Below are 13,389 nucleotides of genomic sequence, written 5' to 3'. Positions count from 1 at the left end.
GCCAAAGAGGGAAGGGACGTAATACTGGCAGAGCAAAAGTAGTCCCATCTAATTATTTCATAGTCGGAACAGCTGGATTGGTCCGTGGTTCCGTTTCAATTAGCGGTTCATAGAACAATATTGTTACCTTAAAGTGTTGTATTTGTCCATTCTTATATGAAAAGAGCCATAAGAACAATTTTTTTCTGAAGGTTTACCACCAACAAAGCATGTTTTGTTGGTGGTAAACTTATTCCGCTAATATTAGCCCCAGATACCCACTTATGATCCTTACAATCTAATCTGATTAAAGCCAACCATTATTATGCAATTGCACTCCGATTGGCGGTATATTATAAAAAATTATTTTATTTCCTCTTTCTTAAAAATGCCAACCAACAGCAAAATAACCCCCACAATAAATACCAGCGGAAATATATATAACATCAGCAATGTTCCCCAAGGACTTCTAACAATAAAAGAATATGTTATACCTAATGAATAAGATAGGGGTAGGGAGATTGGCAACATTATAGCAATTCCCCATATCCTGTATTTATTCTTTGTTGACTTATCCATACCCAATAAATAGGCGATAGGCGCGCTAGCAAAGGTGATTAAATAACCCAAATATAATGGGGAAATCAGAATGTCTTGTTTTGCAAATGAATTATCAGGACTGACTATAAATACTGCAAATCTTAGCCACATCACTACGAAAAAACCCAATAAAACAAAAAGGATACACAATATTACTTTCAACTCTTTATCCATTTTAACCTCCTATATTTTTGTGAAAATTGCACATTCACATTGTCGAGGTATTACTTGATTATATTATTCCCGAGCATATTTAGCACTACCTTTATCTGAAAAAAGTTCCATTTCAATATCGTATTTACCTTTTTCCTTTGGCAAGCTAAAGGTTAAATCATTAATTGGTAAATCAGTATTTTTTGCTGTCTTGATTCACGTAAACCTTTAACCTCTTGTTTTCAAAATTTTGATGATCAAAGTACCCCTAGAATAATAATGCTGTATTCTATCACCTTATAATACAGTATTTTCTAAATGGGTAAAACCCCCTTTTAATGTATGAAAATAATAACAATCGTACATTTTATTTGCTGATATGAGAGGGTTTGTATGTTTTTCTATTTGCAAAATGTCCGATTAGATAATTAATTATATTAAATCATATAAATTGATGCTTTTTGTAAAACATGCAGGAATTACGAGTGGACTTGTTGAAATAACAGTTAAAAGGAAGATTGGGAGAATTGTTTACATAATTATGTTGTTTCATATTTTCCAATACATAGGGAAATTCGACTAATCTGATCCTTAGCCTGTATATAGTATCGAAAAATAAGGAGGAAAAATTAGTGAAAAACAAGGTGTTTCAACGAACAATGGTAAAAATAATGTTATTCTTGTTACTATTGTTCTCAATTTCGCCGATTCAATCGGTGGCTGGGGAAGAATTTCACACAGATCAACTGACTAGCAATGAGCAAGAGGATGCCTTTTTAATAGAGGGTGAAGAAGAGGAGAAAGAAGAATCTACTGAACTAGAAGAAGGATTTGAACAAAATGAGGTTCCTAAATCCAATGAAGAAGTTCAGTATGAAGAATCGACTGATTCCGAACAAGAGGTAGGTACAATTGAAGAGGGAAAATCGGAAGATCCTTCTCAAAATGAACTAGATGTGAATCTAATTGAAGAAGAAAATATATTAGAGGATACAGACGAAGAAACAACTGATGGATTTGATGTAACAATCATGCATATGAATGACACGCATGCACATGTTGAAGCGATGCCGAAAATACTAGCAGCCATTAAAAATGTTCGTGCCGAAAAAGACAATACACTTTTATTTCATGCCGGGGATATTTTTTCTGGAACCTTATATTTTAACGAATATAGAGGAAAAGCAGACTTAGTTTTAATGAACCTAATGGGATTTGATGCGATGGTATATGGAAATCATGAATTTGACCTTGGTTCAAATGAAGGTGGACACAAATCTTTGTCCGAATTTGTACAAGGGGCTAATTTTCCAATCCTTGGATCAAATATTGACTTTTCTCAAGATCCATTCATGAAAGGCCTTGTTAATCCCGATACATTGGTCGAAAATGCAACAGGTGGACAAACCTATCATAGTATTGTAAAAGAAATTGATGGAGAAAAAGTTGGGATTTTTGGTTTAACGACAGAAGATACCATCAATATAGCTAGTCCAATGAGTGTAAAATTTAACAATTATTTAACAACAGCAAAAGAAGCAGTGCAAATGTTCGAAGATGCTGGCATTAATAAAGTAATCGCCGTAACTCATATAGGATATGATAGTAATCCAGCCGTCGGAAATGATCTGTTACTTGCAAAAGTGGATGGAATCGATGTCATTGTTGGTGGGCATTCGCATACAAAGTTACCAGAACCAACTGTTGTAACAACCGATGCCGAGGGCAATGAAAAGGATCCGACCATTGTCGTTCAAGCTGGACAATATGCGGAAAACCTTGGAAAACTCGATGTCACTTTTGACGAAGATGGTGTAGTTACAGAACATAATGGAAAACTAATCGAAGGTGCAGATTTTGATGAAGATTCCGAAGCGACGGAAGTATTGAAACCTTTTAAAGAAAAGGTTGATAGTGTCATAAATGAATCGAGTGGGGCGGTAGCGTTAAAAGATTTGCCAAACCCTCGTCTAACTGATGGTAATAATGATAGTGTTCGGGCAAACGAAACAGAACTTGGCAACCTTGTAACAGATGCAATGTTAGCAAAAGCGAAAGAGAAATTCCCGGAAACTGTTATTGCTCTCCAAAATGGAGGTGGAATCCGGGCTCCGATAGACAAAGGACCAATTACAGTCGGTGAAATTATTGCTGTACTCCCATTTGGAAATGATCCAGTTGTAGCCACAGTAACTGGGGCTGAGTTAAAAGAAATATTGGAACATGGTGTAAATCAAGCTCCAAATGAGAGTGGTGGATTTTTACATGTTTCTGGTATGAGGTTCACTTACGACAGCAATAAGGAACCAGGCAGTCGAATAATAAAGATGGAGATTAAAGATGGAGAAAAATATGTTGAAATTGAGAAAGAAAACGAGTATTTAATTACAACGAACCAGTTTACTGCACAAGGCGGGGACGGATTTGAAACATTTGCAAAAATTTATGCAGATGGTCGTGTAACAAACATCGGTGAAATTGATTGGGAACAACTACGTAATTATATGGTGGAAGAAAAATATTTAAATGGAATTGTTGACCCCGTTCGTGAAGGGCGGATAACCAATATCGCCGAGGATCCAATAGACCCAGATCCAAATCCAAATCCAAATCCAAATCCGAATCCAAACCCTGGTCCAGTAGAACCTGGTGCCCCAGATCCTGACAAGCCAGGAGGAGATCCAAAAGACCCACCAGGAGATCCGCAAAAACCGGATGAAGATCCAAATGGTGACCCAGGTGAAGACCCTAAAGAACCTGGAAAAGATTCAACAGACGGAGGGAATGGCCAGAAAGGAACGGATGAAGATAAGTCTGGTAAAAAATTACCGAGTACTGCTACTACTATTTATACTACGTTACTAATCGGGACGTTGTTGGTAGTATTTGGAACGGCAATATATCTAATTAGACGTCGTATCATAAACTAAATTATACTAACCTGCAGAAATGATGAAAAATCTATCTGCAGGTTTTTTATGCGCCAATACGGTAAATTATTCCTATATTTTCATGCTAACTCACTCGATTCCTGTTCCATTTTTGCCACGTCCTAATCCTCATGAAACAACAGTTTGATGGTGTTATAGTAAGGTATGTAATGAATTTCCATTTTTAATTATTATTAGCAAATTTTGTCTTAAAAGAAGCTTTTAGTTAGGAAGAAAAGAGGAGTAGGATATGAAACAAAAGGTAATAGATCTTGCTTTAAAAAAAGTAGAGCAAATTATTCAGACACGAAGTCAAGACTTAGATGCGGAATCCATTCCCATTATAAAAGAATTTTTTTCCAAATATGCAGAAGATAATCAGCTTTTTAACCATTTACACCAAGCGTATAAGCAAAAGCTTTCATCTATTGATTTGCACCATCAGCAAGATATCATTACTTATCATTATGACGGAACGACTCATTCTATAGCGTTTTCTACTAAACAGTTTGAACTACATGAAGATGTCTTCGTTGAACTTCTGTCCTTTGTTATTGAAATTACTAGAGAAGTTTTGCCTCTTGGAACTGTTGTGGAATTAAATCCAACTTATTTCAAACCGAGCGAGCAGTCTGAAGAACCAACCAAAGTAGTTATTACTGAAAGGTTTATTGCTCCAACCGGGTACAATAGTTATTTTCCTTATGGAGGAATTATTTACCCAATCGGTGAAATGACAAAGGAAGCGAAAGTTTATTTTACGAAACCATTGATTAAAAGGGTTGTTCATCGTGGATTTACGGACAACATAGAGGATGCCTTTGTTTATCTAATAAAAGAAGAATTTATCGTCGATAAAAATTTGAATTCAATTGAGTTTTCACAAGATGACATGAAGAGGGTTGACGAAGAGATGAAACAAAAAGTAGGTGAAGAGTAGTGGCTTTGTACGATTATAATTTCTGTCGTGGGTTGGTTAATGGTAAAGGATGGGAACGAGGGATTGTACAACAGTTACAAGAGGCACAACGTGTGATCAAGAAAAACTTTGCTGATATGGACTTAGAAAATGCATCGGTTGGGGAAGAGATGGAAACGGTTGTCAATGAAATGGTTAGTGAATTAGATAGATTAATCGCAGATGTTCAATCGGTACATTTTCGTTAGTTTGACAGGAGGTGCAATCAAAGATGCAAGAACAGCAAATTAAACTTGATTTAAACAGTTTAGAAAACACTCTTGATCAGTTACGAAACGGCATTGATGACTTTAAGAATTATTCAACCACATTTCGATCAAGCACACAAGACCGTTTAGCTGGATTCAATTCTGATTTTGTATCCAAGGTGGATGCAGTATTGAATAGTATGAACGATGATGTAAACGAAGACTTGATTAATCAGATGGAAATGATTTATCAAGAAGGTAAAACCATTTTTGATATTATGAAAAAACTTGATGAGGAGGTGGCAGAAGCGATAGGAGGTAATCCGTGATGAAACGGGATTTAAAGATAAATTATGGAATACTTGATGATATTATTGACGAACTTAACACGTATAAAAAAGCCCTACAAACCATGGAAAATGCTCTTGTAGATATATCTGCTTTAGTTAAAATAAATGAAGGAAAAAGTATTGAAGCATGGGATGAACATGTACGTACTTCAAAGGACGAAATAAAACGATATCAGGAACAAGTGGGTGATCTTCACTCTTTGTTCAAAAATTATGTTTCCGATACTACAGCTTATATTTCTCCTCTATCTAGAGACACCATGATGCGAGTGAGTCGGAATAATATTTGGGTTAATTTACAACAAATTAATATCGGATATACTGGTAATGTAACAAATGCTTTAATCACTAGCCATAAACCGCCCAATTCTTTCTTATTTGGCTTACTTGATAAACCGAGTGATGCTGAGGTAGAAGCGAGTAATTTCAATAGAAAGCAAATGGGGAACATCCAAGAGAATATCCAGCACACGCAGAGGAAGTTAGAGAACAAAATGGAGGTTCTTTGGGATCTGTATAACTCCAAAGTCAAACCATTTGAAAATACGGACGATGCATATAAAAAGTTGGCCTCTACTGTGAAGAAAAAATATACAGGTTTTTTCGAAGGGCTTGTAGAAAAAGACACTGCTTTCTATCAGGTTCAAGTTGATATTTTAAGAGGGTTTGCTGATAGCGTGATCGGTATGGTTACTGGATTAGTCACCATTGCAGGAGATGTCGGTATCGTCGGTTTATCCGCAATAATCCCCGATCCAATTGAACCTGAACTGATAAAGACAAAAGCCGATGAAACATTTGAAGGCTATAAAGAAATTGCGATACAATTGATTCAAAACCCTATGAGTATGTTAGAATTAGCCGCTCAATCTGTCAGTGATACAGTCGAAACGGAAGGAATCGCTTATTTAACAGGCAACGCATTAACGGTATTGATCCCTGCTTCCTTTGGCATAAAAGCGGTTAAAGGCGGAGCTGGAATAAAGGGTCCGGGAAAAGCGAAGGTTGATAAATCCCCTTACAGCAAGGAGTTTATTCAAGGAAAAATTGACACAGCATTAGCAGGCCTTGGTAATGTAAAAGTTCCCGTATTTTATAAAGAAAAACTTTCAACAGGTCCTTCAGATATCACTTCAGTTGGAGTGGAAATGAAATCACTTAGTGAAGTGCAACCACAAATGTTTAAGGGGAAGGGTGTTGGAGTAGAAGTTAAGGGTACTAAGGGTACGGTTAAAGGTGTACCGGAGATTAACCCTAAATATGCTACAGCAATTGATGACAAGGTAACTATTAAGGAACAAGTGGTACTACCATCATGGCTTAAAAATACATATACAGATGGCCAATATAGAACGGTTATCACGAATGAAAGTATTATGGTATACCGTACTTTCGGTGGTAGGGCAGGAGTGGATGGGGCTTTCGCTACTACGGTACCTGCCCCAAACAGAATAACAAGTAAAATAGATTCCGCTCTTTTGCCGGAGTGGAAGAATAGTAGACAGTATGAGGCAGTTATTGAAATACCCAAAGGTACAGAATTAAATATCGGTAAAGTAGAGCAACAAATGACTCAGACGGGTACGGTTTTTAAAGGAGGAGGCGATCAAATTTTGCTACCACAGAATTGGCCAAATGAATGGATAAAAGAAATTAGGGAAGTCCCAAGCAGATAAGGAAGGGGAAAAGGTATGTCAAAAGATGAAAAGCAGGATAGGTTACTTATACAGTTAAGAAAGGTACTAGCTCTTTTAAAGGAGCAGTATATTACACAACCTACACCCATGCTCGAAATGATTATTTCACGTTATCAACATGCTATTGATATCTTAGAGAGCAGTAATATTGAAGACCTAAAAAAGGACATGTTCAAGATCAGTGGTTCAGTAAGGGCATATTTAGAATCGTACAGTGATTATATGAATCCAGTGCTTGGTGAAATGGATAAGGCCGAGAATATGCTTAAAGATATTTTTACTTAAAAAATATGTTACCCAGTGCTGAATAAATTAATCATCCAACCAATAAAATAGTTAAACCAGATAATACTATAAAAAAATATTTACAATTCAATTGTACGCACAACAGTGATTGGAATCTTATAAACTAGGCAAAGCAAACACGTTAAATTAAACAGGTTAATTATGGTCACATCCTACAAGGATTGACCTGTTTTTTTCTCTTCTTTTTTTGCATATGTCCCCCTACAAATCTAATATGTAATCCGTATCAGCGGTATACATAGGAAAAATCATAGGTTTACAAGTATATGACAACCAAATTAAAGAAACATCGATACAATTGATTGAAAATCCTATAAGTATGTTAGAATTAGCCGCTCAATCAGTAAGTGATACAGTCGAAACGGAAGGAATCGCTTATTTAACAGGCAACGCATTAACGGTATTGATCCCTGCTTCCTTTGGCATAAAAGTGGTTAAAGGCGGAGCTGGATTAAAAGGACCGGGGAAGGCGAAGGTAAAGGAAGGGAAAGGTAGTGAAATATCTAAGGAAACTGCGCACGCGTTTGACCAGATAGACGGTATAAAAATTGTCAATGGGAAGGTCGATGACAAAGTACCTGTCGAGGATTTCAAAAAGATAAGAGCAGATTCAGTTCATAATGTAGATAGTGATTCATTAACACTTGGAAAATACACTCCTACAATAGAAGATGGTGTTCCCAATTGGGGACTAGCCGGACCTGATTCTTATATAGCGAAGGCAGGAAAGGATTCAACCTACTTTGATCTTGGAGATGATTGGAGTAAAATTCAAAAAAAATATAATTTAACAGATGATGATATGTTTGATCTATTTAATAAACCAGTGTTGGATGATGCAGTTGCAGGAGGGAAAGAGATTAGGTTTTCACATGATCCGAGAATAGATGAATATAAGACTAGTTATTTACGAAAAGAATGGGAGTATTTACAAGAGAAATATGGGTATAAAACACTAAAGAAAAAGGGAGAGGTATTAATTGCAAAATAAAAATAGTGATACTATATCTGATGAAATAATACAAAAGTTATCGAATTATTTTAATAACAAAATTGGGACTTACTCAGTTTATAATATGATGGATGAACCATATATAGCATTTAATATTATTTTTGATTTGTATAATTATTATATAATCAACTTTAGTTATGATCGAGGGAGCATTGGGTGTAGTATTATTCAAGGAAAATATGGAATTGATTTAGAAAACAGCCAACAGTGGTACGATACAGCAGATATGGATGTATTTTTGCAAGAGTTAGAACAACAAATTGAGCTACGAATTCCGGATAAATTTTTGGAGTTTCATGGCTGGAAATAAGAGAGAAATATCACTGCATCTTTGGGTTGAGAGGCTAAAGGTGCAGTTTTTTAATCATATTCAAGTAATCGTTACTTCTATAAAAGTATGGATAAGTATATTCATCTGAACAATTAATCCTCACCTCTTTTGACGGGGAGGATTAAGGGACCGGGAAAAGCAAAGGTTTATAAATCCTCTTACAGCAAGGAGTTTATTCAAGGAAAAATTGACACGGCGTTGGCAAGGCTTGTAATGTAAAATTCCCTGTGTTTTATAAAGAAAAATTTTCAACAGGACCTTCAGATATCACTTTAGTTGGAGTGGAAATGAAATCACTGAGTGAAATACGACCGCAGCTGTTTGCGGTAAAGGGTGATGGAGTAGGAAGTAAGGGTACGGGTACTATTGCACCTTCATTTACAAGGCTTAAATCTACGAAGGTATCTTCCGAAAAGGTAGATTTAGACTGGTTACCTGATAGATATAATGCTGTTGAAGTTAAGGGAACGGTTAAAGTATCAGGAAAAGATGTAGATGTATCTAGGAGAGTTTATCAAATTGACATAGATAAAAATTACGTTCCAAAAGACCCAAGCTCAAATGGTTTAACCAATCAACAACTAATGGCAAAAGGTAAAGGGACCGTATGTAGTAAAAGATGGTGTTGAAAGTAAAGTCGAATTACATCATCTTACACAAAAAGAACCCGGAGGTATGGTTGAAATTGCTGAAATAACTCATGATACATACTCAAGTACATTACATGGTTTAATTGATGATGGCCAGAGTTTCAGAAATAATCCAGAGTTACGCAAGCAATATGATAATTTCAGAAATAATTACTGGAAAATGCGTTCGCAAGAATAATAGGAAAAGGTGAAATAAAATGAATGAAAAGATAATTGAAATGATCGAAAAGTATGGGGATGATACGGATTTCTATGGAAAAGTATCAGAAGAAGATATTTCCAAAATAGAGGAAATGCTCGACCTACAATTTCCTCGAGGTTATCGTGAATTTGTTAAGAATTTTGGCTCTGGTGGAATTTGCGGAGTGGAAATAGTGGGAGTTGAAGGTGATCAGGGAGCTTCTGTTGTGAAGGCTACTGAACGATATAGAGAATTTGGATTAGAAAAGCACTGGGTAGTTATTAATGATAGTGGGGAATTTTTTATGTGTATGTCAACTTTTGACGTAAACGAAAGAGTGTTTTTGGGTGATAGAAGTGGCCAGGAACCTGTTGTTCATTATAATTCATTCGACGAATATTTAATTGATGTGTTTCAAGAAGCTATAGATAATCTATGATGTACCAAAAAATATGGATTACACTATTGAGATAAAATAGTAGTAAAAGATGTACGAGCTCAGGTGAGATGACATTTTTCAAGTTGATGAATATAAGCAAAATGAAATGTATATTAAACTAATTAACTTGTACAAACACGTAAGCATTATTAGTTGTCATAACATAAAAAAGTTATCATACTGTTGCTATAAGACTTACAAATTTCTGATACTTAAAAACACATGACTAAAGCACTCGATTGTCATCTAAAGGCAATGTGTGCTTTTTTGCGTTTATGAATAGAAGTAGGCAGGCACATTATTATTTAATAAGTGCTTTAATTGTTAATTTTTATAGATTTTAATGCTTGTGAACAGTGAAAAATAAAGGAGAAGCCATGAGTAAGTGACCAATGTTAAAAAACTTGTCGTAGATCAAATCGTTTACGTATAACCACTGATTTTCCGCATTTAATTTTAATACTTTTTGTCCTTTCTTTATTCTATAATAGGTTAAACGGCTAAATGTAGAGGGTTATAGTACATGGAAAGGAAAGCTGTTTACGAAAGTGCAAATGAAACGCATGTTAGACAAGTATGCTAAGAATTGGATGAAGCTTGGAATAAAGAATTATTACCTCATCAAAAAAAGACATCCGAAGAAAAAAGCAATGCTTTCCATCAGCTTCAAGTTGATATTTTAAGAGGGTTTGCCGATAGCTTGATCGGTATGGTTACTGGGTTAGTAACCATTGCAGGAGATGTCGGTATCGTCAGTTTATCCGCAATAATCCCCGATCCAATTGAACCTGAACTGATAAAGACAAAAGCCGATGAAACATTTGAAGGCTACAAACAAATTGCGATACAATTGATTGAAAACCCTATGAGTATGTTAGAATTAGCCGCTCAATCTGTCAGTGATACAGTCGAAACGGAAGGACCCGCTTATCTGGCAGGCAACGCATTAACGGTATTGATCCCTGCTTCCTTTGGCATAAAAGCGGTTAAAGGCGGGGCTGGATTAAAAGGACCGGGGAAGGCGAAAGTATAGGAAGGGAAAGGTGAAAAGGAAAGCTCTACGTCAAAAATAAGTGAGACCGACAGGGCGAAGTTAGAAAACTGGGAAAGACCTCCTAGTGAAGAACTTTATTTGGCCCATAAAAAGACATATGATAATTCATTATACTTTGATCAAGAAACAGGTAGAATTATTTATCCGGGTACAAAAGGCGAAAAAGGATCTCAACATATACGTGGTTTTTTAAATGGTAATTTTAAAGAAGAACCTCTGAAACCAGGAACAATTATTGATCGTTATGGGGATAATAATAATGGCCAATACTTTTCACCGGATGGGTCCTCATATGAAAGCAGGGCTCTACCTCCTTTTATGAAGGATAAACCATATGAGAGGTATAAGGTTGTTAAAGAATTTAAAGTGGATGCAGGGACAGTTGCTCCGTGGTTTGATGAGAAAGGATTAGGTACCCAATATTATACTGATTATAAGATTAGGGGCTTTGATGGAAATCTTTATGATGCAAATATTGAAAACTTAAAAAGGTTTAAATATATCAAGCTTTTAAAGGAGGGGGAATAAAAAATGAATATTAAACTAATACATGAACTATTGACTGATAAAAATATTAAAATGATAGCTACAAATACATCGATAGAAGAAGACCCGGGTGAATGGGATAATCATTATAAGCTACAATTGCAAAATGGTAAATGGGAGTTTATTTTTGTTCGATGGGAAAAAAGCGATGGAGAAGAAAAGGTCTTAAAATTTTTTGATGATGAAGAAACAGCGAGTAAGTTTTTTTATCTTCATCGATTAAATTCATATTATCTTTGGCAATACATCTTTCCCTTTGAAGAAAATAATGAAGATATTCATATAGGCACACCCAAGTTTAATTTTATTAATTTGAAAAGAGCTTTAAAGCGACTAGGGATTCCAGAGAAATATTATAGTATTCATGGAGAATTAAAGGAACACAGTCTTCTTTTAGAAAAAACAAATGAACATGAAAGTAAAGTAAAATTCATTGGTGATAACTATAAAGTGATTAGTGAATCATCAATTCTAGAAAATTGGCTGGCTTATGTTGCTATGTATCAACAAGCATACTTAGTCTTTTTATTGGACCAAGAGTGTCAAAAGTTAATAAAGGATAAAGTCATTGATCAAAGATTTAATGATGAGGAATATTCTATCTTTTTATCTCCGGGAGTATAGATGTATTCGATAATTTCATAAAAGGTATAGATTCCAAATAAAGAATTGTAATTAAAATCAAGAGGAAAATTCATTAAACAACAAACATATCTTTATTTTTATTGATCTAATGAAAAAAGAAGCACAAACTAAGGGTAATGATATGATAATGGAATTTATAAATTTGAGCACTTGGTTGTCTGGTTACAGGCATGAGTGCTTTTTATTATACATGACAGAGACTCAACTAAAAAAGATTATTTTTATCAATATATTCGTTTTTTACACAAAGAAATGAGGATATCAATGTTGGAACACGCCAATTTAATTTTAATGTGTAAATAAACATTAGTACTTCTGGAAAAAGTGAAAGGTTAGTTTCTTTAATTCAGTTGGGGTTATTATCCAAATAGGAAAAACAAATAATAAATATCGAAAAATCCGCGGGATATTTATTTAATCCCCTTACAGTAGTGACTAGAAATGTATGGTTTAAGTGAAGAAGTGACAGATATAATAAGGGAAGGTTTTGAATTAGAAAATATTCATAATTTAATGCCTGGAAAATTGTTACCAAATATTGTCGGGCTAAAAGAACAAATGCCAAGTAACTTTTCTATCATCAAAAGCCCTGAACTACTAACAAAGAAAATTATTAAATAGATGTAGAAAGTGAAACTTTAATGCTTGGAAAATATACCCCTACAATAGAAGATGGCGTTCCCAATTTCGATATACCTGGACCTGATTCTTATATAGTGAAGGCAGGAAAGGATTCAACCTACTTTGATCTGGGAAAACAGTGGGATAGCATTAAAGATAAGTATAATTTAACTGATAATGATATGTTTGAGTTATTTAATAAACCAGTGTTAGGTGATGCAGTTGCAGGAGGGAAGGAGATTAGGTTTTCACATGATCCAACCAAGAGAGAGTATAGAAGAAGCTATTTGTTTCAAGAATGGGTATATTTAAAAGAAAAGTATGGTTACAGAAGGATAGAGAAAGAAGGGACTATGTGGATTGCAAAATAATAGTTGTGAAACTATAATAGATGATTTAATAGAAAACTTGGAAAGTTACTTCGATGAGAAAGTAGAAGATTTTGTAATACTAGATAAGACAAATGTGCCTTATGTGATGTTTAACATTAGGTTTACAATGTATAAATATTTTAATGTTATTTTAAATTATGACAGAGGAGCTTATGGCTGTGCAATAATAAATGGAGATCTTGGTATCGATCTAGAAAATAGTCAACAATGGTATGATATAGCAGATATGGATGTTTTTTTGCAAGAGTTAGAACAACAGATTGAGCTACGAATTCCGGATAAATTTTTAGAGTATCACGGATGGAAATAAGATAATAAATTTAACTGCACCTAACA

At 34.9% G+C, this 13,389-nt stretch carries 17 protein-coding genes and 2 pseudogenes; 18 read left to right on the top strand and 1 reads right to left on the bottom strand.

The window, feature by feature from the left end; genetic code table 11:
* Positions 1-342 precede the first annotated feature (342 nt).
* Positions 343-753 (bottom strand): hypothetical protein, encoded by a 411-nt coding sequence (locus SPD48_RS04765; protein ID WP_336256918.1) that lies wholly within the window; start codon positions 751-753, stop codon positions 343-345.
* A 611-nt stretch (positions 754-1,364) separates the two neighbouring features.
* Between SPD48_RS04765 and SPD48_RS04760 the strand changes: the two genes are divergently transcribed.
* The 18 genes and pseudogenes from SPD48_RS04760 (at position 1,365) to SPD48_RS04675 (ending at position 13,363) form a co-directional block, all read left to right on the top strand.
* Entirely contained in the window at positions 1,365-3,662 is a 2,298-nt protein-coding gene (locus tag SPD48_RS04760) for a 5'-nucleotidase C-terminal domain-containing protein (protein WP_336256917.1), read from the top strand.
* Between the two features lie 250 nt (positions 3,663-3,912).
* The gene (locus tag SPD48_RS04755; RefSeq protein ID WP_336256916.1) at positions 3,913-4,602 is read left to right on the top strand and encodes a DUF4176 domain-containing protein; all 690 of its coding nucleotides are present in this window, start codon (positions 3,913-3,915) and stop codon (positions 4,600-4,602) included.
* Entirely contained in the window at positions 4,602-4,829 is a 228-nt protein-coding gene (locus tag SPD48_RS04750; RefSeq protein ID WP_336256915.1) for a hypothetical protein, read from the top strand. The genes SPD48_RS04755 and SPD48_RS04750 overlap by 1 nt, the downstream gene beginning before the upstream one ends.
* Positions 4,830-4,852: 23 nt before the next feature.
* On the top strand, positions 4,853-5,158 hold the full coding sequence (locus SPD48_RS04745; RefSeq protein ID WP_336256914.1) for a hypothetical protein: 306 nt from the start codon (positions 4,853-4,855) through the stop codon (positions 5,156-5,158).
* Entirely contained in the window at positions 5,158-6,855 is a 1,698-nt protein-coding gene (locus SPD48_RS04740; protein WP_336256913.1) for a hypothetical protein, read from the top strand. The genes SPD48_RS04745 and SPD48_RS04740 overlap by 1 nt, the downstream gene beginning before the upstream one ends.
* Before the next feature lie 15 nt (positions 6,856-6,870).
* Positions 6,871-7,161: a hypothetical protein gene (locus SPD48_RS04735; RefSeq protein ID WP_336256912.1), complete on the top strand. Its 291-nt coding sequence runs from the start codon at positions 6,871-6,873 to the stop codon at positions 7,159-7,161.
* A 319-nt stretch (positions 7,162-7,480) separates the two neighbouring features.
* Positions 7,481-8,173, top strand: a complete 693-nt coding sequence (locus SPD48_RS04730) for a hypothetical protein (protein ID WP_336256911.1) — start codon at positions 7,481-7,483, stop codon at positions 8,171-8,173.
* Entirely contained in the window at positions 8,163-8,504 is a 342-nt protein-coding gene (locus SPD48_RS04725; RefSeq protein WP_336256910.1) for a hypothetical protein, read from the top strand. Before SPD48_RS04730 ends, SPD48_RS04725 begins: the two co-directional genes overlap by 11 nt.
* Before the next feature lie 308 nt (positions 8,505-8,812).
* The gene (locus tag SPD48_RS04720; RefSeq protein WP_336256909.1) at positions 8,813-9,154 is read left to right on the top strand and encodes a hypothetical protein; all 342 of its coding nucleotides are present in this window, start codon (positions 8,813-8,815) and stop codon (positions 9,152-9,154) included.
* A 28-nt stretch (positions 9,155-9,182) separates the two neighbouring features.
* Positions 9,183-9,353: pseudogene (locus SPD48_RS04715) on the top strand (HNH/ENDO VII family nuclease); the annotation flags it as partial.
* A 19-nt stretch (positions 9,354-9,372) separates the two neighbouring features.
* Positions 9,373-9,795: an SMI1/KNR4 family protein gene (locus SPD48_RS04710; RefSeq protein ID WP_336256908.1), complete on the top strand. Its 423-nt coding sequence runs from the start codon at positions 9,373-9,375 to the stop codon at positions 9,793-9,795.
* Between the two features lie 494 nt (positions 9,796-10,289).
* A pseudogene (locus SPD48_RS04705) lies at positions 10,290-10,370 on the top strand (recombinase family protein); the annotation flags it as partial.
* Positions 10,371-10,381: 11 nt separating this feature from the next.
* The gene (locus tag SPD48_RS04700) at positions 10,382-10,828 is read left to right on the top strand and encodes a hypothetical protein (RefSeq protein ID WP_336256907.1); all 447 of its coding nucleotides are present in this window, start codon (positions 10,382-10,384) and stop codon (positions 10,826-10,828) included.
* 99 nt (positions 10,829-10,927) lie between these two features.
* On the top strand, positions 10,928-11,377 hold the full coding sequence (locus tag SPD48_RS04695) for a TNT domain-containing protein (protein ID WP_336256906.1): 450 nt from the start codon (positions 10,928-10,930) through the stop codon (positions 11,375-11,377).
* Positions 11,378-11,380: 3 nt separating this feature from the next.
* Positions 11,381-12,019: a hypothetical protein gene (locus SPD48_RS04690; RefSeq protein WP_336256904.1), complete on the top strand. Its 639-nt coding sequence runs from the start codon at positions 11,381-11,383 to the stop codon at positions 12,017-12,019.
* Between the two features lie 462 nt (positions 12,020-12,481).
* Positions 12,482-12,661, top strand: a complete 180-nt coding sequence (locus tag SPD48_RS04685; protein WP_336256903.1) for a hypothetical protein — start codon at positions 12,482-12,484, stop codon at positions 12,659-12,661.
* A gap of 20 nt (positions 12,662-12,681) precedes the next feature.
* The gene (locus SPD48_RS04680; RefSeq protein WP_336256902.1) at positions 12,682-13,032 is read left to right on the top strand and encodes a hypothetical protein; all 351 of its coding nucleotides are present in this window, start codon (positions 12,682-12,684) and stop codon (positions 13,030-13,032) included.
* Complete coding sequence (locus SPD48_RS04675; RefSeq protein ID WP_336256901.1) at positions 13,022-13,363, top strand: hypothetical protein; 342 nt, start codon at positions 13,022-13,024, stop codon at positions 13,361-13,363. Before SPD48_RS04680 ends, SPD48_RS04675 begins: the two co-directional genes overlap by 11 nt.
* Positions 13,364-13,389 lie beyond the last annotated feature (26 nt).

Source organism: Pseudogracilibacillus sp. SE30717A (assembly GCF_037071985.1).
Lineage (GTDB): Bacteria > Bacillota > Bacilli > Bacillales > Amphibacillaceae > Pseudogracilibacillus.
This window is presented reverse-complemented; position numbering and strand designations above follow the sequence as displayed.

What these genes read in the sequence shown, in the direction of transcription:
- SPD48_RS04740 (WP_336256913.1), top strand. Translation starts at nt 5,158, where the DNA reads ATGAAACGGGATTTAAAGATAAATTATGGAATACTTGATGATATTATT.
- SPD48_RS04690 (WP_336256904.1), top strand. Translation starts at nt 11,381, where the DNA reads ATGAATATTAAACTAATACATGAACTATTGACTGATAAAAATATTAAA.
- SPD48_RS04735 (WP_336256912.1), top strand. Translation starts at nt 6,871, where the DNA reads ATGTCAAAAGATGAAAAGCAGGATAGGTTACTTATACAGTTAAGAAAG.
- SPD48_RS04755 (WP_336256916.1), top strand. Translation starts at nt 3,913, where the DNA reads ATGAAACAAAAGGTAATAGATCTTGCTTTAAAAAAAGTAGAGCAAATT.
- SPD48_RS04765 (WP_336256918.1), bottom strand. Translation starts at nt 753, where the DNA reads ATGGATAAAGAGTTGAAAGTAATATTGTGTATCCTTTTTGTTTTATTG.
- SPD48_RS04685 (WP_336256903.1), top strand. Translation starts at nt 12,482, where the DNA reads ATGTATGGTTTAAGTGAAGAAGTGACAGATATAATAAGGGAAGGTTTT.
- SPD48_RS04710 (WP_336256908.1), top strand. Translation starts at nt 9,373, where the DNA reads ATGAATGAAAAGATAATTGAAATGATCGAAAAGTATGGGGATGATACG.
- SPD48_RS04720 (WP_336256909.1), top strand. Translation starts at nt 8,813, where the DNA reads ATGAAATCACTGAGTGAAATACGACCGCAGCTGTTTGCGGTAAAGGGT.
- SPD48_RS04745 (WP_336256914.1), top strand. Translation starts at nt 4,853, where the DNA reads ATGCAAGAACAGCAAATTAAACTTGATTTAAACAGTTTAGAAAACACT.
- SPD48_RS04680 (WP_336256902.1), top strand. Translation starts at nt 12,682, where the DNA reads ATGCTTGGAAAATATACCCCTACAATAGAAGATGGCGTTCCCAATTTC.